This window comes from Desulfomonilia bacterium, from assembly GCA_036567785.1.
In the GTDB taxonomy this organism is placed as follows: Bacteria; Desulfobacterota; Desulfomonilia; order UBA1062; family UBA1062; genus DATCTV01.
The window spans coordinates 41,106-62,782 of record DATCTV010000030.1 but is presented as its reverse complement, the minus strand read 5'-3'; the positions used below and the strand labels follow the sequence as shown (position 1 = coordinate 62,782).

24 protein-coding genes are annotated in these 21,677 nt (G+C 48.4%); 5 read left to right on the top strand and 19 right to left on the bottom strand.

Features of this window, described 5'->3' with window-relative positions; translation table 11 throughout:
- Window positions 1-109 precede the first annotated feature (109 nt).
- Entirely contained in the window at window positions 110-520 is a 411-nt protein-coding gene (locus tag VIS94_07365) for a hypothetical protein (protein ID HEY9160885.1), read from the bottom strand.
- Window positions 521-805: 285 nt separating this feature from the next.
- Here VIS94_07365 and VIS94_07360 point away from each other — a divergent pair, with 285 nt between their 5' ends.
- The 4 genes from VIS94_07360 to VIS94_07345 all read left to right on the top strand — a co-directional run bounded on the left by VIS94_07360 (window position 806) and on the right by VIS94_07345 (window position 2,515).
- On the top strand, window positions 806-1,201 hold the full coding sequence (locus tag VIS94_07360) for a hypothetical protein (protein ID HEY9160884.1): 396 nt from the start codon (window positions 806-808) through the stop codon (window positions 1,199-1,201).
- Between the two features lie 55 nt (window positions 1,202-1,256).
- The gene (locus VIS94_07355; GenBank protein HEY9160883.1) at window positions 1,257-1,451 is read left to right on the top strand and encodes a hypothetical protein; all 195 of its coding nucleotides are present in this window, start codon (window positions 1,257-1,259) and stop codon (window positions 1,449-1,451) included.
- Window positions 1,405-1,842, top strand: a complete 438-nt coding sequence (locus tag VIS94_07350) for a DUF6036 family nucleotidyltransferase (GenBank protein ID HEY9160882.1) — start codon at window positions 1,405-1,407, stop codon at window positions 1,840-1,842. The genes VIS94_07355 and VIS94_07350 overlap by 47 nt, the downstream gene beginning before the upstream one ends.
- 85 nt (window positions 1,843-1,927) lie before the next feature.
- Window positions 1,928-2,515: a DUF6680 family protein gene (locus tag VIS94_07345; GenBank protein HEY9160881.1), complete on the top strand. Its 588-nt coding sequence runs from the start codon at window positions 1,928-1,930 to the stop codon at window positions 2,513-2,515.
- 304 nt (window positions 2,516-2,819) lie between these two features.
- Here the strand turns inward: VIS94_07345 and VIS94_07340 are convergent, their stop codons facing one another.
- The 18 genes from VIS94_07340 to VIS94_07255 form a co-directional block, all read right to left on the bottom strand.
- A complete protein-coding gene (locus VIS94_07340) occupies window positions 2,820-3,218 on the bottom strand; it encodes a MaoC/PaaZ C-terminal domain-containing protein (GenBank protein ID HEY9160880.1) in 399 nt (132 codons plus the stop codon).
- 3 nt (window positions 3,219-3,221) lie between these two features.
- Window positions 3,222-3,665 carry a MaoC family dehydratase N-terminal domain-containing protein gene (locus VIS94_07335; protein HEY9160879.1) on the bottom strand — a complete coding sequence of 148 codons (444 nt, stop codon included), beginning with the start codon at window positions 3,663-3,665 and terminating at the stop codon, window positions 3,222-3,224.
- Between the two features lie 117 nt (window positions 3,666-3,782).
- Window positions 3,783-4,937, bottom strand: coding sequence for an acyl-CoA dehydrogenase family protein (locus tag VIS94_07330; protein ID HEY9160878.1), 1,155 nt, complete (start codon window positions 4,935-4,937; stop codon window positions 3,783-3,785).
- Between the two features lie 12 nt (window positions 4,938-4,949).
- Complete coding sequence (locus VIS94_07325) at window positions 4,950-6,098, bottom strand: acyl-CoA dehydrogenase family protein (protein ID HEY9160877.1); 1,149 nt, start codon at window positions 6,096-6,098, stop codon at window positions 4,950-4,952.
- Between the two features lie 175 nt (window positions 6,099-6,273).
- Window positions 6,274-6,765, bottom strand: a complete 492-nt coding sequence (locus VIS94_07320; protein HEY9160876.1) for a Zn-ribbon domain-containing OB-fold protein — start codon at window positions 6,763-6,765, stop codon at window positions 6,274-6,276.
- 10 nt (window positions 6,766-6,775) lie between these two features.
- Entirely contained in the window at window positions 6,776-7,228 is a 453-nt protein-coding gene (locus VIS94_07315) for a Zn-ribbon domain-containing OB-fold protein (GenBank protein HEY9160875.1), read from the bottom strand.
- 10 nt (window positions 7,229-7,238) lie between these two features.
- A complete protein-coding gene (locus VIS94_07310) occupies window positions 7,239-8,405 on the bottom strand; it encodes a hypothetical protein (GenBank protein HEY9160874.1) in 1,167 nt (388 codons plus the stop codon).
- 9 nt (window positions 8,406-8,414) lie between these two features.
- Complete coding sequence (locus VIS94_07305; protein ID HEY9160873.1) at window positions 8,415-9,557, bottom strand: thiolase family protein; 1,143 nt, start codon at window positions 9,555-9,557, stop codon at window positions 8,415-8,417.
- Between the two features lie 107 nt (window positions 9,558-9,664).
- Complete coding sequence (locus tag VIS94_07300) at window positions 9,665-10,435, bottom strand: CoA-transferase (GenBank protein ID HEY9160872.1); 771 nt, start codon at window positions 10,433-10,435, stop codon at window positions 9,665-9,667.
- Window positions 10,428-11,426, bottom strand: a complete 999-nt coding sequence (locus VIS94_07295; protein ID HEY9160871.1) for a CoA-transferase — start codon at window positions 11,424-11,426, stop codon at window positions 10,428-10,430. The genes VIS94_07300 and VIS94_07295 overlap by 8 nt, the downstream gene beginning before the upstream one ends.
- A gap of 55 nt (window positions 11,427-11,481) precedes the next feature.
- Window positions 11,482-13,287 (bottom strand): long-chain fatty acid--CoA ligase, encoded by a 1,806-nt coding sequence (locus VIS94_07290; GenBank protein HEY9160870.1) that lies wholly within the window; start codon window positions 13,285-13,287, stop codon window positions 11,482-11,484.
- 120 nt (window positions 13,288-13,407) lie between these two features.
- Window positions 13,408-14,271: a 3-keto-5-aminohexanoate cleavage protein gene (locus VIS94_07285; GenBank protein ID HEY9160869.1), complete on the bottom strand. Its 864-nt coding sequence runs from the start codon at window positions 14,269-14,271 to the stop codon at window positions 13,408-13,410.
- Between the two features lie 107 nt (window positions 14,272-14,378).
- Window positions 14,379-14,846 (bottom strand): Zn-ribbon domain-containing OB-fold protein, encoded by a 468-nt coding sequence (locus tag VIS94_07280; protein HEY9160868.1) that lies wholly within the window; start codon window positions 14,844-14,846, stop codon window positions 14,379-14,381.
- Window positions 14,847-14,857: 11 nt separating this feature from the next.
- Window positions 14,858-16,015 (bottom strand): SCP2 sterol-binding domain-containing protein, encoded by a 1,158-nt coding sequence (locus tag VIS94_07275; protein HEY9160867.1) that lies wholly within the window; start codon window positions 16,013-16,015, stop codon window positions 14,858-14,860.
- Between the two features lie 10 nt (window positions 16,016-16,025).
- Window positions 16,026-17,216: a hypothetical protein gene (locus VIS94_07270; GenBank protein HEY9160866.1), complete on the bottom strand. Its 1,191-nt coding sequence runs from the start codon at window positions 17,214-17,216 to the stop codon at window positions 16,026-16,028.
- Window positions 17,217-17,228: 12 nt separating this feature from the next.
- A complete protein-coding gene (locus VIS94_07265) occupies window positions 17,229-18,371 on the bottom strand; it encodes a thiolase family protein (protein HEY9160865.1) in 1,143 nt (380 codons plus the stop codon).
- Between the two features lie 31 nt (window positions 18,372-18,402).
- Window positions 18,403-18,984 (bottom strand): hypothetical protein, encoded by a 582-nt coding sequence (locus VIS94_07260; protein HEY9160864.1) that lies wholly within the window; start codon window positions 18,982-18,984, stop codon window positions 18,403-18,405.
- Between the two features lie 82 nt (window positions 18,985-19,066).
- Complete coding sequence (locus VIS94_07255) at window positions 19,067-19,654, bottom strand: TetR/AcrR family transcriptional regulator (protein HEY9160863.1); 588 nt, start codon at window positions 19,652-19,654, stop codon at window positions 19,067-19,069.
- Window positions 19,655-19,815: 161 nt separating this feature from the next.
- Here VIS94_07255 and VIS94_07250 point away from each other — a divergent pair, with 161 nt between their 5' ends.
- Window positions 19,816-21,675, top strand: a complete 1,860-nt coding sequence (locus tag VIS94_07250; protein ID HEY9160862.1) for an ABC-F family ATP-binding cassette domain-containing protein — start codon at window positions 19,816-19,818, stop codon at window positions 21,673-21,675.
- Window positions 21,676-21,677: the final 2 nt, after the last annotated feature.

The following is a 21,677-nucleotide window of genomic DNA, read 5'->3' as shown; positions in this document are numbered from 1 at the left end:
AAACCCGATCCACCTGACAGATCCGGATGTGTCACCAGACATATCCGGGCCATCCAGCCATAGATGTCATCTGTATGGAAAGCCCGGTATTAAGATAATCAAGAGGCTTCTACTTTTTTCTCGTCCAGGTTCCGGCAACGACCGAGCAATCGTTATTCATAACATGGCGGTGTACGAACTGGATCTTGTCCTTGTTTATGATCTTCAAATCTATGGTTCCATCTTCATCCACCATATAGACACTCTTATTGTCAGCCGCGATTATACCCGCAATTTTTTCGACCCCCGAAGGCAATATGGCCTCGCCGTGAATTATACGGCCCTTCTGCTCGATTATCCTGGTTTCGCAGGATATACCCGGCTTATCCTGCCATGGTGTTTTATCTCCTTTCACCAGAACTACCTTATCGCTTTTCTCAACCCATGTTCCGACAAGGTTCGGAACAGGCGAATCGGCAAATGAGACTGTCGAACAGAATACCAGACCCGTCAGAACTGCCCAAAAAATTGGGTTTTTCATATGACCTCCGTCTCTATTTTTTCCTTCAAGCTTATCGACATGAAATAGATATAAACTTGATTATTTCTGAAAAAATCGTCCACCCATGCTTCAGATTTGATAAAAGATTAAGCTGGTAATTGCCAAAAGTTTTCATGACAAGAATTTCATTATTTGCCATCCTGAGCCTCACAATACTTTTATTGACGGCATGCGGAGACAGCAGCAACCCGGATAATGCCATTACGCCAATAGACTACTTACTGGCCGCACATTGACTGATGGCACCTGCCTCAACCGAATACCATGGAAAAGAAAGCCCCTGTCCCCGGCGGCACAAACCCTGTCACACGGCCGGGAGGCATTGCCATAAACCCGATCACTTGGACAACCGATAAAATTCCGGCAACAGCAGAACAGAATCGCGGCTCCATCGAGTTGAACCCGGCAACCGGCGGAACACCGGTGTTCGACGCATATGGAGAACTGTTGCGCGTCCCAGACCAGGCCGATGCCACCGCACACAGCGTGGTGATCTGCAGCAGTGTCAATCCGGCCGACTACCAATTCGGCTTTCCGCTGGAAGTCTTCCATACCTTTGATAACCCGTTTTTATCTCTTCAACATCAGACAGAAAGCCGCAGACAGGATCAACCAATAATTCATCGAAAACGGCGGTGGCTGACGACGGTTCTGCATTAACCTTAGAATACTGGAATAAATTGTTACGAGAGCTGTTTTATGATACATTAAAATCATGATCAGAAGCATATCGCCTGTATATTCAAAGAAAGTAACTGCTGAAAAAGATTCAAATGATTTTCTGTATTGGCAGTCAAGACCTATCGAAGAGCGGATTGCCGCACTTGAAGAAATAAGACAGGAATATATTCAATGGAGATACGGTGCTGAACAGAGATTTCAAAGAGTTTATACAATTATTAAAAAGTAACGGGGTCAAATATCTCGTTGTAGGCGGTTATGCGCTGGCAGTCCATGGACACCCCCGTTACACAAAAGATATCGACATATGGATCGCCCTGTCGCCTGAAAATGCAGCTTCTATCATCAAGGCACTCGATCAGTTCGGTTTCGGTTCTCTGGGGTTAACAGAAAACGATTTCCTCGCTGAAGGCCACACAATTCAATTGGGTAATCCGCCCAATAGAATCGATATACTTTGCTCAGTCTCCGGAGTTGAATTTAATGATTGTTATGACAAGCGGATTGAAACCGAAATAGATGGCATCACGGTAAACTTCATCGATATAGAAAGCCTTAAAATCAACAAAAAAGCCAGCGGCCGCCTTCAGGATCTGGCGGATATTGAAGCACTTGAATGAAGAACAAAAGGGACCTGACCTTGATTCTTGATGAATCGTATTTTTATATAGATTATAGAGATTATTAAGCTGCGGAGGCTATTATATGTCAATAGATGCAATTATTTTAGGAATATTCTCAGTAATAGCAATCTTATTGGCTCCACTAATCGCTATTCAAATCAATGAACTGATATCTAAAAGAAATGAGGGCAAGAAAAGAAGATTGGATTTATTCCGTGCTTTAATGGCAACAAGAGCAACAACATTATCGCCGCTTCACGTTGAGTCCTTAAACAGGATCGACGTAGAATTTTATGGTGATGATAAAAAATCAAAACAAGTCGTTGAGGCTTGGAAAATATATTACGATCATCTTTGTATACCCACAACCAGAAAAGAACCTTTAACCGCTGAAGAAGATAAAGCATGGACAAATAAAGGTAAAGATTTGTTAACTGAATTAATATATCAAATGTCTCAATGTGTTGGATACGAATTCGACAAATCCCATATTAAACGCGTTTGTTATTATCCTCAGGGCCATTCTGACATTGAAATGGAGCAGATGATTATAAGAAAGGGTATTGCAGACATTCTCCAGCTGAAAAAGCCAATACCGCCATTCTTTTCATTTGTAGCACCGACAGAAAAAGAGTCCATCGATAAACTTTTCAAGGAAAACAAAGACTAAAATAATATTTATACATTATCATCATATGGATAGGCTTAAATTTAAACAATAAAGAGCAAATCCTTCTGAAGGATACCAAGACTGTCATTTTAATTATTGATAAGATCACAGCGCGTCAGAACAAAGCAGACCGAGGAGCGACGAAGCGGAAATGCTAGGCGTACTTAGACGTACGCCGCAACGTTTCCGCAAGGAGCAACACAATTTCGCATCACGAAATTGGACGTTCCGCAGGAACGCCCATAGGGTGAGGGCCAACAGCCCGAATCAAAGGCATGCGAAGTTATCACGCGCTGTACTGCTGCTATCCTATTTCGGCTTCCGCCATTGTCAATACTTCGGTTCCTTCCTGATTCGTCACCTTGAGCGTCAATGTCGCCTTCCCGTTCGACACATCCGTTATCGTCGCCTCGGTCGTTATGACATCACCCAGATGCACCGGTTTTGCAAAACGGCACTTGTACTTTTTCAGCATGCCCGGATCGCCGGTGAAATTGGTTATGGCGTTAGCCGTAAATGCCAGCGTGCAGAGCCCGTGAAGTATCACTCCGCCCAGGCCCACCATCTGTCCGAACTCGGGATCGATATGAATGGGGTTGAAATCGCCTGACGCGCCTGCATAAAGGATTGTACGGTACCTGTCCACTTCCTCCTTCGCAGTGAAGGTGTCTCCAGCCTTGAGGTTCTTAATGTCAACAGCCATGACCTACCCCCTTTTCCTTATTGCAAACGTATAGGTTGCCTTGCAGACATCCGTACCGTTCTGGTTCTTTGCCAGCACCTCGAACGACACCACATCGAGCTTTTCCTTGTTCTCGACCTTTGAAATAGTACCCCAGGATGTTATCACGTCACCTGGCCTGACCACCTCGAAGAATTCGAAGGCCTGCTCTCCATGGACCAGCATGGCGAAATCGATCTTCAGCTCGGGGTCAAGAAAGAATGGCCCGCACAGAAGCCCCGAATAGACAACCGCGAAGGTGGGAGGAACTATAAGGCCGCCGTATTTCGTACCCTTCGCAAAATCCTCGTCGAGATAATGCGGGTCATTGCTCTTTATCGCGCGAGCATATTCCTTTGCCTTTTCCTTGCCCACTTCATAGGTCATGGGCCCGTATTTCCGGCCGACAAACTTTGCATCGAATGACATATCCTTCCCTCCCTAAAGTAATGATTAAGTATTCAGCAGACATGAGCCATGAGTAAGAAGAAAACCAGAACAGTTTTTTATTCTATCTCCTTACTCCTTACTCCTGTCTCCTATCTTTTATACCCCTCTGAACTTGTCCAGTTCGTTCTGCGCAATGACCGTACGGAGAACTTCCGACGTGCCTTCGCAGAATTCACAGAAACGCGCATCACGGTAGAGCCTTTCGATTTCAGAGCCCTTGACGTATCCGTGTCCTGAAAAGACCTGGGCCGCCCAGTTTGCAATCTTAGTGACCGCTTCACCTGAAAACACCTTGGCGCATGCAGCAAGTATCTCTGCCTCGTTCTCCTTATTGTTGAACGCCCAGGCAGCGCGCAATCCAAGCGCCCTTCCCAGGTCATTGAATGTGAACATGTCGGCCAGCTTGAAGCCCACTTCCTGATAGGCGCCGATCGGCTTTCCGAACGCCTTGCGGGATTTCGCCCAGGCTGTTGACTTTTCCATGCATGCCGTCCCGATGCCTACGCTAAGTGCGGCAACACCGATTCTCCCCATTTCAAGGATCTTCGTGACCTGGGCAATACCCTTTCCTGCATCTCCACCGAGAACACCGGCAGCGCTGCAATTCTCCAGAATAACGGGCGCAACCGGGCATCCGCATATGCCGAGCGTCTGAACCGCTTCTCCAACTTTCAGACCTGCTGCCCCTTTTTCGACTATAAACATTGAAGCCTGACCTGCATTCCTGTCAGTCCATGCAAGAATCAGGAATATGTCTGCAATTGGGGCATTTATAACAAGGTCCTTCGTGCCGTTGATCTTCCATTCACCGCCATCCATAAAGGCTTCAGCTGAAATCGAATTAAGGTCGCTCCCCGCACCGTTTTCGGTATATGCGACTGCGCCCGTGATTTCACCTTTGATAAGCGCATTCAGATATTTCGCTTTCTGCTCAGCCGTTCCGAAAAGCGCAATCGCCCCGGCACATCTGAAACCGGTAGTCCTCGCGCTCAGCCATGTAGCCGCGCATGCCTTGGCAATCTCTTCGCCGACCACAAAATGGCTGATAAGGTCAATACCGTCCTCACTTATTCCCGGAGCCAGCAATTCTGCGGCGGCAAGCTTTTTCAGGTTATTCTTCATCATATCCGCCGCTTCAGCCTTTGAGGCCGTATCAAGTTTCGCAGCATTCGGGGCTATTTCTTTTCCTGCAAAATCAAGCGCTTTAAGCTTGAGAAGAGCTTCACCTTCTTTAAGTTCATAATCTATCATTATCCACCCCCATTACATAAGCATGATGCGCGAAACTATCATGCGCATGATGTCCGAAGTCCCTCCGCCGATTGTCCCGAGCCTTGCATCGCGGTAATTGCGCTCGACCGGGTATTCATGCATGAAGCCGTAGCCGCCGTGCACCATTACAGCGTCCGTGGCCATCTCACAGCCCAGGTCTCCGACATACATCTTGTTGACCGCTGCAAGCAGAGGATTGAGCATCTGCCCGTTGTCCTTAGACGATGCGACACGGTATATGGCGAGCTTTGCCGCCTCGTTGAATATCTTTATATTAGCTATCCTGTTCTGCACGGCCTGGAATTCCCTGATCGGCTTCTTGAACTGGACACGTTCGTTCGCATACTTGGCGCATGCGTCAAGCGCGAAGAGCCCAGTCCCGAGGAACGGGGCAAGCAGGGTACAGCGATCCCATTCGACTGAGGAAAGCGCCATGTTCCATCCCTTGAACTCGCCTCCAAGGCAGTTTTCCAGGGGAACTTCACAGTCTTCAAAAAAGACCTCGCAGGTGGTCGAGCACTTGCAGCCCATCTTGTGGAAAGGCTGTCCTGTGGAGAATCCCTTGAAATCCCTCTCGACTATGAATGCGGTGATTCCTTCATGCTTCTTTGACTTGTCAAGAGAGGCGTAGACAACCATGACCTGAGCTACCGGGGCATTGGTTATGAAAGTCTTGGAACCGTTCAGAATATACTTGTCGCCCTTCTTGACCGCCGTTGTCCTCATGCTGGCTGCATCAGATCCCGCACCCGGCTCGGTAAGCCCCATGCAGCCTATCCATTCGCCGGTAGCAAGTTTGGGTATATATTTTTTCTTCTGTTCTTCGGTCCCGAAATGATAAAGCGTCGCAGCGCATAAATAAGTATGCGCGCCGAGCGCCAGCAGATGGCCGCCGTCGACGCCCGCATGGGCTAACGCCTCGCCGGAAAGGCAGCATGAAACAATATCCGCACCCGAGCCCCCGAGCTCCTCAGGGAAAGGAAGCCCCAGAAGCCCCATGTCACCCAGTTTCCTCCACACCTCGAAACTGAACTCCCCTTTGAGGTCGGCCTCTTCGCACAAGGGTGCTATCTCCTTCTTGGCATACTGATAGACCGTCTCCCGAAACATCTTCTGTTCGTCTGTTAACGTGAAATCCATTCCTTCCCTCCTGTATTATGAATCAAGAACTCAACCTCCCCCATCCCCCTCCTGTTCTCAGGAGGAGGCTATATCTTTTAATCAATCCGCGTCTTGGCGCGGATTGATTAAAGACATGGCCCTCTTTCCCATGTGGGAAAGAGGGGTGGGAGATAGGGAGAGTTTCGTGTTCAATTTATTTGCTCTTCCCGGACTTGACCGGTGTGAAATATTTTATATCCATGATGTGGCCTTTTTTGTCTTCATTCCAGACGGCCTTCACTTTCATGCCGTTCTGAACTGTTTTGCGCACGAGCTCCGAATCGGACAGGTCGATGCCGCCGATCAGATGAAGGAAGTTGGAATCGGTGCCGTCCAGCCTGATAAGGGCCCCTATGAACGGCGGTTTGGTGGGCATTCCGAAGTATTCGTACTCGGTCAGCGCCCAGGCGACAATTGCACCTTCCTGGGCAACCTCGATAAAGCTGTTTACTTCCACGAAGCAGCGGGGGCAGTATGAACGCGCCGGCACAAGTATCCTTCCGCATTTTGCGCATTTGCTGCCGAGAATCTTCTCTTCCTTCATCCCGTCAAAAAACTTGATCCACGTAGGACCGTAGGCAATCTCATAGTCGACCGATATTTCGTCCGTAACGACATCGCATTCTTTTCTGATCTGTTCCGCCATCACACACCCCCTAACGTACCGGCTCGAAGTATTTGATGTCGAGCATATGGCCTTTTTTATCATCACTGAAAACGGCTTTGACCTTGAGGCCTTTTTTGAGCTTTCTGGACAGAGTCTTCAGATCCGCGCCGCCGATCAGGTGCAGGAAATCACAGTCGGTCCCCGCAAGTCTTATCAGTGCCGTTATGAAAGGAGGTTCACACGGCGAGCCGAAAAAGGGTTTATCAGTATAAGCCCAGGAAACAACCTCGCCCTTGCCCGAAAGCTCGACCCATTTGTCCATCTTGGCAAGGCATCCCGGACAGAACGAACGGGCCGGAACATATGTTTTCTTGCAATGAGGGCATGTGTTCGCAAGAATTTTCCCCTGCCTCAGACCGTCATAAAATTTTGTTATGACAGGCCCTGCCCCGTATTTATGGGGCAGCGTCATCGTATTCGAAATTGTTTTATATTCTTTCATGGCATCCCCCCTATTTCACCGAGCTTACGATCATGACGCCGTTGTACTGATCGACTCCGCCCATTGCGTGTGCCAGTGCCGTTTTGGCATTTGGAATCTGATGCGCCCCTGCCTGATTCGTCACCTGCAGGGCCGCCTCAGCCACACGGTTGAGACCCGTTGCACCGATGGGGTTTGTGCAGAGCGTCCCCCCGGACGGGTCGCAGGGCAGTTCGCCTTCTCTTGAGAATACGCCCTTGAGGGTGTAATCGCATGCGGTGCCGAAATCGCAGAACCCGAAGCATTCGTAATAGAGCAGTTCCTGGAAGGTGAACGGATTATAGACCTCAGCCACGTCGAGTTCCTTGCGCGGGTTTTTTATACCGGCCATTTTATAAGCCTGTCTCGACGCCTGTATCGCCGACTGCCAGATTACCTTGTCCGAATCGCCGAACCAGTATTCCTCGCCGCAGTAACCTACGCCCTTTATCCATGCCGCCTTCCTGCCGAGCTTCTTGGCATACTTTTCGGATGCGATCAGCATGGCGCATGCACCGTCCGATGCAGGACATACATCCCATAGCCTGACCGGGTATGTGATTATGCGGGCGGTATTGACCTGCTCTTCGGTAAGATGCTGTTTGATATGCGCGTGTGGATTATCGAACGCATCATTGTGATGGTCTATCGACAGCCTTGTCGCAGCGGCCCTGACCTTTTCTTCAGGAATGCCGAAACGCTTGGACCACTCCTGAGACTGCATGGAGAATATGCCCGGCGCGCCTGAGATGAAATACTTCTGGTAAAACGGGTCGAGTATCGACGTCATGGTCGACTGTGAATCACCCTCGTTCATCTTCTCGGAACCGATTACGAGGACCAGGTCCGCCATGCCGGATGTCACCCAGTAATAGCCGGTAATGGCTATCGATATCCCGGTCGAACCGCATGTCTCGGTCTTGAGAATCGGCTTGCCAACGGCACGCAGAACATCGGCGAAATAGAAGTGAGTAAGCGCCACCCCTTCCATCATGGAGGGCATGGTGCCGAAAACAACACCGTCGATATCCTTGAGGTCAATACCCGTGTTCTCCATAAGGGCTTCGACCGCTTCGTTCACAAGCTCGGGATAATTGACGTCAAAGCGCTTGCCATGGTTTGTCTGTCCGCTTCCGATAATTGCAACTGGTCTTCCCATAGCCGCCTCCTATGCTCCCACTATCGCAACGGCATGGCATTGTCCGGCGAAACCGTGCGTGCCGTGCGCCAGAGCTGTCTTGACCTCGCGGTCCAGCTGATGCTCGCCCGCCTGTCCTCTTATCTGAAGGACGCATTCTGCAAGCCTGTACAGGCTGCGTGAAATATAGGGATTCATGGCGAGCGTTCCGCCCGAAGGGTTGACCGGCATTGCACCTGCCATTGAAGTAGTGCCCTTATCGATGAGCTTGCCGCCTTCGCCTTTGCCGCAAAGCCCTAGGTCTTCGCACCACAGAAGCTCCTGGAAGGCGTAGGGCTCGGTTATCTCGAAGCAATCTATCTCCTTTTTGGGATTCTTGATGCCTGCCATGTCATAAGCTCGCTTTGCGGCATTGGGCAGCTGGCCTTTCAAGAGGTCGCGGTCGCCCGGGTAAAAGCTGTCCAGGGATGAACCGTAACCTTTTAGCCATACGGGTTTTTTCGTAAGCTGCTTGGCCTTTTTCTCGTTTGCAAGAAGAATTGCTATTATGCCATCGGATTTGGGGCCCGCCTCCAGAGAATGGATGGGGTCCATTACCATTTCCGTTGCCAGGACATCATCAACGGTAATGCGCTTTCTGATATGTGCATACGGGTTGCCGAGCGCATTGCCCAGGTTTTTGACAACGACTTTCGCGCACTGTTCCTGGGTAATGCCTGCACGTTCCATGTATTCCCGTTTCTGGAGCGCAGCGGCTATTGTTTCGTTAAGACCCAACTGTCTCAAATAAAACGGGTCGGTATAGAAATGCGTTATTACGTCATTTTCAGGATTTTCAGAGCCCTTGCAAACACCGAGGACCAGTGCCGTTTCATAGTTACCACTCATTATCCGCATTGCTGCGTATGCAAGAGCAAAGAGTCCTTCGCCATCCTGGCGGCTGCCGTTTTTGAGCAAGGCAGCTCCTGCATCCCAGTAGTATGCATTCGCACAGCTCATTCCTGAATGGAAAACGTCCGATGAACAGCTGATGACCGTTCCAACATCGTCGCGGCTTACACCAGCCTTGTCGAGAACTTCCCTGCAGACCCTGAACACTATGTCGAGAAAGTTCTCATGGCTTGGCGCACCTGCTGTCATGGCAATATCTACTATCCCTACCTTGCCTGACATATTATCCTCCCAATTTAGCTGATTGGTTGTTAAGCTAATGAGCTATCAAGCCGCAAAGAAATTGACTTGCATTTTTGCTTAACAGCTCGACAGCTTTTAGCTTTTTACTATCTTCCAATTATGTATCTGTACGGATCGACCTGCTCGCGAAGAATCGACAATTCATGGTGAGTCGGTGCTTTTGTCTCCTTTATCTTGGGAATCTGCAAAAGCTCGAATCCGCAGTTTTCCTGCACATCCTTGAATGTATAGCCGGGATTGATGGATATGACCCTCATGCGTTTGCTCTCGGGTTCAAAGTCCATGACAGCCATGTTCGTGATTATCTTATAAGGCCCGGTTCCCAGAGGCAAACCGGCATCATAGCGGGAATTGCCGCCTTTGATCCATCCGGGGGTAGTGATGAAATCGATGTTTTCAACAAAACGTCTCGCATCCTGGACAGTCATGACCATCATTTTCCAGCAGAATGATCCGAAATCATTGGCCCCGCCGGAACCCGGCAGTCTAACCTTCGGCTTCTGGTGGTCGCCTCCAATCTTCGTCGAATTGAGATTGCCGAACATATCGATCTGGGCTCCGCCCAGAAATGTGTAGTCGACAAAACCCCGGCAGCATGTCTCCATAATCTCAGCCATGCTGGTTGCCATAATGGCCTTGTTGAATGTGCGCGAATCGCCGACCGAGATCGGCATCTCAGGCAGGATCGGGCTTACACCGCCCGCCTCGAACATGATAACAAGGTTCGGCGCATGAGTCTTCTGTGCAAGCATGGCCGCCGCACAAGGGGCACCCGTCCCGACTCCTGCCGTGGCGCCGTCTTCAAGTTCACGCGAGGCAACCGTAATCATCAGCTCCATGGTATTGTAATCAGCCATTGGTCACCTCCTTGTGAAGCATGTGTTCCTTCAGTCTCAGTTCGATTATCTTGTGTATGCCGCCGTTGAGCTCGATATAGTCATAATGGTCTTTGCAGCCATAAATATACTTCTGCATGAAGGCCTTGAACCTCTCGGGGTCCTCTTCGGTCTGCATCCACTCTTTCAGATGCTGTTCATCCGAGAAATATTCATAAGCCATATTACCCGGATATGCGCCGAAAGGCACTTCACAGACTGCATCCACCAGCCAGTAAGGTATCTTCGTCGCTGTAGGATCACGGCGGATTTCTTCATTGGGAATAAGCCTTTCGCATGTAATGATGAGCTTTTTGCTAGCCCTTGCCAGATCGTCATCGGCAATCATGATGCCCTTTATGCGGCAGTTGCCGTATATGTCGGCTTCATGCACATGAATGATCGATATGTCCGGATAGAGGGCGGGCTGAAGCACAATCTTTTTACCTGTGAAGGGACACTCAACTACCTTGCAGCCGCTGTACTTGAAGGTATCGGTTCCCATCAGGTTTCTGGTCGGTACGAACGGGACACCCATAGCGGCGGCCTTGAGTCTTGCCGCCAGGCTGTAATTGCTCCATTCGGTGACCTGAACCTTGCCGCTCTGCATATACCTGCGGGCAACATTGGAAAGTCCCCTTGCTTCCAGGCCTATTATATAAGCGGCATCACACCTGTTGAAAACCTCGCCCGCAGCCAGAATCTGAAAATCATGGGTGGACGTGTGCCCTGCGAATCCCATGTTTTTCCTTCCCTGCCGGACAATCTCATGACAAGCGGCAATCGGTGCTCTGTTTGCGCCAAAACCGCCTATGGCGAGATATTCGCCGTCCTTCACGTACTTATCAATCGCTTCCTTGAGAGGCATGAGCTTGTTTTCCAGTTTCCGCGATTTGTGGCGGAAGTGCAGCCTTGCCTTGTCCGGATCGGGATCCGTGAAAAGCTCCCCAATTCCCTGTTCTAAAATGTCCACACTAACCTCCTGTATATTTGTGATTTCAAATCTCAAATTTGAAATTTGAAATTATTTATTCTCCGTCAACCGGATACATGCTCTCGATGATATCCTTGTATTTGTTCATGACCACCTTGCGCTTAACCTTGAGCGACGGCGTCAGTTCGCCTGTGGCTTCCGAGAATGTATTTTTGAGCACCCTGTAGTATTTTATGGTTTCAACCCTTGCGAGATTTCTGTTGAGATCCTGAACATGTTTGTCAACCAGGTTTAAGAACTCCTTCTTATCAAACAGTTCTTCAGGATTATTAAAGCTTATGCCCGCCTGTTTTGCTATACGTGCACTCTCTTCGTGGTTCAGGTTGAACAGCGAAACAAGGTATTTCCGGTTGTCGCCGATTACTATGACCTGCTCGAACAGAGGGTCCTGCTTGAACATGTTCTCGATATTCTGAGGTGCTATGTTTTTTCCGCCTGCGGTTATGATAAGGTCTTTCTTGCGGTCCGTTATTACCAGGAAGCCGTCTGAATCGAGATGTCCTATATCACCGCTTTTCAGCCAGCCGTCATCGGTAAAGGCCTCTTTTGTCTGTTCAGGCATTTTCCAGTAGCCCTGAATGACGTTATCGCCCTTGATAAGGATTTCGCCGTCGTCAGCGATCTTGATTTCATTGCACGGAAGCGGCTTGCCGGTCGTACCGAGCTTGTAGTCTGTTATCGTGTTGAGAGTCGCAGGTGCAGTGCTTTCGGTCATGCCATAACCCTCGATTACAAATACGCCCGCAGCATTGAAGAAATCGGCAATCTCGCGGGACAGCGGCGCTCCTGCAGCAGTCATCCAGCGCACACGGCCGCCCAGCGCCATAGCGACTTTCTTGTAAACAAGATTATATGCAATCTTATACTGAATGTTCAGAAGAAGCGGGATCGACTGCTTCTTCTCTTTTAATTTACTCACCTGTGCGCCTACTGTTGTAGCCCATTTGAAGACCTTCTGCATCAGCGGCGGCTGCTGCTTGACCTGGGCCTGTATCTTTGCATAGACCTTTTCGCACACACGGGGCACGGCAAGAATGATTGTCGGCCTCTTGGCCTGTATGTCTTCGACGATTGTGTTGAAATCCTGAGCATAATGCGAGGTGATGCCGACCTTCATGCCGTAGAAATGTCCTGCTATTCTCTCGAAAACATGACACAGCGGCAGAAATGGAACCGTTTCATCCGTCTCGTCGGCAGGGACAATCTTGCCAAGACCGTCAAATACGGCAAGAATATTCTTGTGCGTTATCATGGCGCCCTTCGGATGCCCTGTCGTGCCGGATGTATAGACAAATGTGGCAAGATCATCCACACTTACAGCATCTGTCAGCTTTTCGAAAAGACCCGGCTCTTTCTTGTCCAGTTCGGCACCAAGCGTTCTGAGTTCTTCAAAACTCATAAGCCTGTTGTCATTCATATCAACGCCGCGTGTGTCAATGACGACTATCTTTAAAAGCTCGGGACACAGCCCTATTGTGTCGAGACCTTTATCGGCAGCTTCTTTGTTTTCCGCAATGAAGACTTTGGCATCTGAGTTGTTATTTATGTAACCCGCTTCAGATGAAGGTACTGTCGGATATATGGGTATCGTAACAGCTCCAATTCCGATTATACCCATATCCGATTCAATCCATTCAAGCCTGTTGGTACTCAAAATGGAAACACGGTCACCCTTTCTGACCCCGAGGCTGTATAAACCAAGTCCGATTTCCTTTGCAGCTTTATAGTATTCTTCCCAGGTAATACCGTGCCATACTCCGTCCATTCTCTTTTCGGCGGCAAGCCTGCTGCCGAATTTTTTAGCCTGTCTCCTGAAAATCTGCCCCAGATTCTCCTTCATAAAGACCTCCTGTGAATTTGAAAGAAACCTTGAGAACACAGCTGCCGAACTATAGGTCTTGGAAGCGGAAACCTGCGCGGATTCCGCTTATCAGCCTGATAGCTTGTCAGCAGCCTGGTTCTATCTTCTGGTCGTACCCATTATTGAACTTGCTTCATCAGGTGTCGCAGGAGTTCTTCCAAGAGATTTCGCAACCGTGACGGCCCATTCGACCTGCTCGTAGCTACCTTTGGCGATTTCACCATCGGGCATGCGGGTATTGTCTTCAAGCCCTACTCTCATATGACCGCCCATGAGGCAGCTCATCATATTTGCCGGGAACTGTTCAATACCGACACCGCAGGTAGTGAAGTTGGCACCTGCCGGAAGGGCGTGGTACATGGTTACAAACGCATCGGGCCTGAAGGCTTGTCCGCCGACAACGCCCCATACGAAGTTGAAATTCATGGGTTGGGAGAAAAAGCCCTGCTTCATTATAAGGAGAACATTGTCGAGACCGCCTATGTCATATATCTCGATCTCAGGTTTCGTTTTCTGGGCTTCCATGGCCTTGCCGAAATCCTGGAGCATGGTGAATGTGTTTTCAAATATAAAATCTATGAATATTGCGCCTGTTTTTCGGTCAAGCACTGAGAAATTCATCGTGTTGGTATTCAGAGACGCCATTTCAGGATTGACATGTACGATCTGGCTTATGCGCTGTTCGGGAGTTTTGCCCATGCCGACGGCGGAACTCATGTTGACGATAAGTTTGGGGCATCTTGCCTTGATCGCGTCATGAGTCTCCTTGATCCTTGCATGGTCATGAGTCGGCCAGCCGTCATCCTGGCGCGCATGGACATGCACCATTGCAGCGCCTGAGTTGTAGCATTTTTCAGCTTCGATTGCGAATTCTTCAGGTGTATAGGGAACAGAAGGGTTATTGTTTTTCATCGTGGCGGCACCCGCCAGAGCAGCACAGATTATTACCTTGTTTTCAGCCATGTTACGTTACCTCCCACTTTTATTTTTTTATGCAGGGCGAAAGAATTTATTTTCTAACGCCCTTTCAGAACCAGCCCGAATCAATTTACCCATTCAAAATGCCTGCTTCACACAGGCTCAAAATGATCAAGATCCCTTATGGAATTCGTAGTCTCGGCTGCATAGACCGCTTTGACCCTCATTCCTATCTTTATGTCTTCCAGTGCAATCCCCTGAACTATATGTGCAAAAGGCGTATCCGCACCATCAACCTTTATGAGCGCAAGTATATAAGGCGGCTTGATGGGCAGGTGCTTGTCGCAGTAATTCACAATGGTATAGTTTGTCACAACACCTTCATTTCCAAGTTCAACCCAGTTTTCATCAAGCTTTTCAAGGTCCTTCTCGCAGTATTCCCTAGGCGGCACATAAACCTTGTTGCACTTGCCGCATTTTACACCGAGTATCTTCTTGGCATCTCTTAAGGAGATTATGAACTTCGATCCGACACTGCCGGCAAAATACTGGTTCGGCAGGGCCATCTTGCCGTTCATTACAAAACATTCACTCTTGTCTATTTTTTTATCTACTGCCATATCATGCCTCCCTAGTCATCGATTTCGAAATAGAGCAGGTCTGAAAAGCTTCCCGTCCTGTTCTCCGCCCAGACCGGCCTGACTTTCATACCGGGACGAATCCTGTCGAAATCTTCCTTTTTGATATCGTGTGCAAAACTTTCACCAGGTGTCGAGCCGTCCAAAATCATGAAAAGAGCGGCATAAGGTGTCTGCTTGACCTTTCCGCTGAGAGGGTCAGGACTTGCAAAATATACCTTGTCAATAACGGTTACCGTGCCTTTAGGTCCAACTTCAATGAATTCATCAGCACGTACTCTGCAGACTGCACAGACTTCACGCGGAGGTATCTGGGTTCTTCCGCAAACGGGACATTTGGATGCAAAAAACTTCTTTTCCTTGAGACCTTTAAACCATTTCCCCATGTGCGTACCTGTGGCAAACCTCTGGTTTATCGAAGGAACACACTTGAGGCTGATCAGCTCTTCTCCGCCTTTTTCATCTCCACCTGCGACCTCGAATTTATTGAACAGCTTTGCTGTCGCTCCTGCAGCCATCATATCACCGTCTATCTTCACCTGGCCAGCGCTGAAGGCAGCACCCGGATCGACCTTTCCGGTATTGAGCCCGACAAAAATATCTGCATCCATTATGAGGGTAACAGTATTGTCAGCATCTATGCCTTCCTTGAGAGTACAGGCATTGTCCTTGATTACAACAGTCCACTTGCCGCCGTCGGTCCCGGAGAGGTCATAACCTATCTTCATACTGACACCTTCAGCCTTGTCGGCCCTGAAGCGTTCAGGCATGCTCTCAACGATTGCCTTAGCCCTTATGACCGGCTTGAACGGCGTAAAGGCCTTCGGAAGGACGTTGAGCAGAGCGGTTATATCACCGGCAACCTTTAGTCTTCCGGACGAAAAGGCCTCTCCTGTATCGAGTTTTCCCAGCGCTCCGCCGACAAACCCTTCTGCATCGGTATTCAAAGTTACCGAACATTTGGGCAGACCGCCTTCAATCTTTTCAACTTTTAGCTTTGAATCCTTGATCGTCACGGTCCATTTTCCGCCGCCTTCGCCGGTTATGTCATACCCAATAACCACATCGACACCGGTTACACCTTCCGGTTTGAACCTCTCGGGCATCGTACCGAATATATCTTCCACTCTTGAGCCAAAATATTCAGCCATCATCCACCTCCTACCAGTCCAGATCTTTTTCAAGCATCATAAGCACCGTCCACAGTGTCCCCCCGAAGCCTGATGCTAGGGCGTGCTTTACTTCGCGTTTGAGCTGATGCGGACCTGCATCTCCCCTTATCTGCAGCGCCGCCTCGGCGGGCCGCACCATTGCCGTAGCCCCTATCGGATTTGTCGCAGTGACGCCTCCGGAAGGATTTATGGGGAGCTTTCCGTCAAGGTCCCAGTCACCGTTTTCCAGCATCTTTATATGTTCATCGCCTTCTAGCAGGAAAAACTCCCTGAGCCAGTCGAGACCCCACCATGCAGACGGGTCATACATCTCGAAAACGTCAAAATACTCCAGAGGCTCTTTTATCCCGTTTCTTTCAAACAGATGTCTGGCAGCATAGTGATGTGTCATCTCAGGTTTTTCCAGACCGAAGCAGTTGAAGGTTTCCTCGCGGTGAACTGTTATATGATCGCGTATCCATACGGGCGCCTTCCTGGCAAGATCTTTTGCCTTTTCTTCTGACGCAAGGATCATCACGCAGCATCCGTCAGACTGTGAACACATATGGATAAGCCTCAACTCTCCAACCAGTTTTGGAGAAGTAGTCATGAGGTCATTCATCTGTTCATATTCGAGACCGAATCGCCTGTGAGCACGAGGATTGAGGCATGCATGCTTATCCATCATGATACGATAATGCATGGCGGCTTTCATAGCCCTTTCCTCCCCGAATTCCGCTATCATCGCCGTTGCCGTAGTAGCGGTAAGCGCACCAGTCTGAAGATGCCTGAACCAGAGCGGATCCGCCATGTTGGTAATGCCGCCGGTCGTATTTCCCTCCTGCAATTTTTCCATTCCGATCGCCATGACCACATCATACATACCTGAAGCAATCAGATTATCTGCGGCGCAGACAAGAGTGGCGCCGACCGTGCCGCCGGTCGTCAGACGAAATTCGTCCTTCCCATAGGAAAGAGTACCGAGCGAATGCCACATATCAGGAAGATGAACCATCTCGAAGAGTTCCATATTGCCGTGGACGACACACTCTATATCATCCATGGTAACATTGCAGTCCGCCAATGCGGCCCTGACCGCTTCATTGATCATCTCGACCTGATTCTGGTTTTCCTTGTGCGAAGAATATTCGGTCTGGCCGATTCCGACTATCGCTACATTCCTGTTTTTCTTATGTCCCATGTCTCACCCCCTCTACTTCTCGAGAACAAGCACTGCCTGATGCTGGCCGGCGCCGCCGGTGGTGCTCTGAACAACGGCACATTTGACGCCTTTGGCCTGACGTTTGCCGGCCTTGCCCTGAAGCTGCAGTACCGCCTCAGCCGCCCTGTACATGCCTCCGATCATGATTGGTGAACCGCAAAGCATCCCGCCGGAACGGTTTACATTGTATTTATCAAGCAGGCCTTCATCTATGAATTCTCCGCCTTTTCCCTCGTCAGCCAGCCCCAGGCCCTCAAGCCACATGGGCTGCTGATATGCGTAGCAGTCCATGACTTCGGCAAGCTTTATCGTCTTCTTCGGATTCTTGATTCCGGCTTTTTTATAGGCACGTTCAGACGCCTTCTTGAGGGCGAAGTTGCTCGCAAGGTCGCGGTCACCAAGAAAATAGCTGTCCATGCAGCTTGCAAATCCCGTTATCCATACCGGATTATCTGTAAATTCATGCGCCCTTTCTTCAGAAGCGAGCAGGAACGCCACGGCACCGTCGGATACGGGATAGATATGGTTTTTCCTTATCGGGTCGCAGACCATCGGCGAAAACATTACATCGCCCAGATCAAGCTGTTTCGTCTCATTCGCATAAGGATTTTTTGCAGCCCACGCCCGGGCACGGACAACAACCTTTGCAAGATGTTCATCCGTTATGCCTGACTTTTCAGCATAAGCCCTTGCCTGGAGCGCCGCTACATTAAGGAAATCGAGTCCTACAGGTCTCCCGTAGAAGGGATCATATGCGAGGCTTGAACACAGAAGACGGCTTTCAGGCTGGCTTTCCTTTGAATGGCCCGCCACATAGACGACATCATCATGTCCGGCAAGGATCATGCTCGCGGCGTATCCAAGGCCGTTGAGACCTTCCTGCGCCATCTTTTCCTCACCCCTGTAATGGCCGCCGACAGCGTCTGTCACACCATTATTGGAGATGGTGCGCGCATCAAATACGTCATCCGAACATGTTACTATGTTCCTGACACCATTTTTTTCATCGTAGGTGAAACCGGTCTGGGATCGTATGTCATCCATAACGTCTATAAGCATTCCCTGGAAACGCTTATACCAGATGTCCGGTTCAATCTTGTGCTGGGCAACTGCACAGATAGCAACCCTTTTCATATTTGAACCTCCTTGGATTGTTATAAAGCCATCATGCGATGACCATTTTTTTTGCCGGCGTCTTTACATAGCAGCATGCAAAGTCGCCGTTTTTTATAGCCTTAATGATCGAGTCTTTTTTCTTTGTCGAATCAAGCTCTATCCATGCCCTTCCACATCCAAGCACGGAATGGGAGTCATCTGTTGCAACTTTTGGATAGGGGATCTCTTCAGTATCGTACTCTCTGGTAAGAAAACCGTGATGTGTAATTTCGACCGCATCAATTTTCAGGCCCCTGGAAACATCTTCAATAGCCTCCAGAGTATGATTTATGGAAAAATTGTTTTCTCCCGGATGATTGAATGTATGGAGTATTTCCTTGTCTCCTTCAATACGGCTGACATGAACATATCCCCAGCGTGTGCTTATTGTAAGTTCAATACCGGAGAAAACAATCATCCTGGTTTTTACCGTTTTTATGGAATCACGATAGTTTGACTTTAAGAGATGGTCATGGTCGGTATATGCGATGAAATCAAACCCGAGTCCCGAATACGTATCAGCAACCTGCTGATGGGTCAGCCTTCCGTCTGAAGAAGTAGTATGGATATGTATCTGACCCTTCAGATGCATTGGCGAACTCCTCTCACAAAATCATATTTTCTTGTAAAGACTTTGCGCTTTGAATTGTTTCCGCCGCTATACATGACTGATCTCATACCTTTGCCCCGTTCAGAAACACGCTTAAAATCGCATTCGTGGCGCGGGTTTTTCTGTCATTTGAAAGCTTCTCGTTACCCAGCACTACAACAGACATGAACGCCTCAATTGCACCAAGAAAGATATAAGTAAGGTAATGAGGCGCTATATCGCTTCGAAGAAATTTCTTCTTCTGTCCGATAACCATAATCTGTTCGAACAGCTCAAAGAGCTTCCTGAACCTCGAAAGCCCTCTTGCTGTATGGTACACCGAGCTTCTGGACACTTCAGTGACAAAGATCGCCATCAGGTTGGGGTTGGTTTCATAAGTATCAAGAAAGAAATTCATTATGATTCGTAGTTTGTTCTCGAATTCATCCTGATCGGACTTTACCCCTTCAAGCATTTCATAAAGGTTTTTCCACCACGACTCGACAATAACATCGAAAAGAACTTCCTTGCTTGAAAAATAATGATAAACCAGACCGTATGAAACCCCTGCTCGGTTGGCTATATCAGCCATGCGGGTGTTGGCGAAAGCCTTGTCCCTGAAGACCTCCAATGCAGCATCAATAATAATTTTCTGCTTATCATCTTTAGCCATAAAAGAAAGGATACCGAGAGTTGATTGACATGTCAATTTAATTTTGACATATCAGTCAATTTTTTTATTCATCGTGAAAATCAAGCATCTTCTTACAGGCAAACCAATATAAAACTGCACAATTGACAGCCTGTTTATGATCTTATAGCAACTGTAAGAATATGATCAGCGTTGACAATCTCGGAAAAGCATATGGAAAACATATACTGTTTGAAGGCGCCAGCTTCAAGCTTAACCAGAAAGAAAAGGCGGGACTTGTCGGACGAAACGGGCACGGAAAAACAACACTGCTGAGGATTATTACCGGCGAAGATACCCCGGATGAGGGAACCGTGACGATCCCGCGTAATTACCGCATAGGTTATATTAAACAACAGCTTGAATTTACCGAAGACACCATACTCAAAGAAGGGATGAAGGGCCTTATTGAGACGGAAAAAGAAGATTCATGGAAAGTTGAGAAGGTACTTGCAGGACTTGGCTTTCAGCGCTCCGACATGAACAGGAACCCTCTTGAATTTTCAGGCGGTTTTCAGATAAGGCTCAACCTTGCCAAAGTGCTTGTTTCAGAACCTGACCTCTTGCTGCTTGACGAACCGACAAATTATCTGGACATCACATCAATAAGATGGATTGAAAAGTTTCTACAGGGCTGGCCCAGGGAACTTATGCTGATTACGCATGACCGTGGTTTCATGGACAAGGTCATCACGCATACCATAGGCATTCACAGGAGGAAGCTGCGCAAAATCCCGGGTACAACCGAGAAATATTACACGCAGATTGCGCAGGATGAAGAAATATATGAAAAGACAAGACTGAATGACGAAAGAAAAAGAAAAGAGGTTGAGCTTTTCATTACCCGCTTCAGGGCGAAAGCACGGCTTGCAGGGCTTGTACAGTCAAGGGTGAAAGCACTGGAAAAGCAGGAGAAGAAAACCAAGCTTGAAAATCTGAAAGCACTTGAATTCAGTTTCAGGGAAAAAGAATATAATGGGAAATATGTTCTGAGCGCAAAAAACATAAGCTTTTGTTTTGATCAGGCCAACCCGCTGATTAACGGTCTCGATATAACAATCGGCGCGCATGATAAAATATGCGTCGTCGGCCAGAACGGAAAGGGAAAGACCACACTCCTGAGGCTGATTGCCGGCAACCTCAAGCAGATCACAGGCGAATTCATCTGGAACAAAGGGGTAGAATGGTCTTTTTTTGAACAGACCAACATCGTAACGCTATCGGACAAACGCACAATCGAAGAAGAAATAATGGCTTCCGCACCGGATATCGACAGGCAGACTGCAAGAAACATCTGCGCTGCCATGCTTTTTGAAGGCGATGACGCGCTTAAAAAAATTTCTGTCCTGTCAGGCGGAGAAAAAAGCAGGGTCATGCTCGGTAAGATCCTTGCAACACCGGTTAATATGCTTCTTCTCGATGAACCGACAAACCATCTCGATATGGAATCCTGCGATGCCCTTCTGGCTGCGATTGACAGCTTTGACGGTGCCGTGATTCTTGTGACCCATAATGAGATGTTCCTGCATGCCCTGGCCGAAAGGCTGATAGTTTTTCATGATGGAAAAACTTTCGTATTCGAAGGCAGCTATCAGGATTTTCTTGATAAAGGTGGTTGGGGAGACGAAGAAACGCTATTCAAAACCGACCAGACTTCCAACTGTTCGGACAATGCTGCAGGGAAAAAAGAACTGAGAAAGGCGCGATCCCAGATAATTATTGAAAGATCAAAAGTACTCAGACCACTTGAACAGAAAATAGAAAAAATCGAGAATGAAATTGCAGCTCTCGAAAAGGAATCGGCAATTATTAATAAATCAATAGAGCTGGCGACCCAGGAAAGGGACGGTAAAAAGATTGCTGAACTTTCTATCACCCTTACCAGCAACGAAACAATTATAAACTCTCTGTTTGATGAACTGGACAAACTTTCAACCGAATACGACAGTCTTAAATCAGTTTTCGATGAAAGACTGGAAAATATTATAGACGATATTTCTTAATT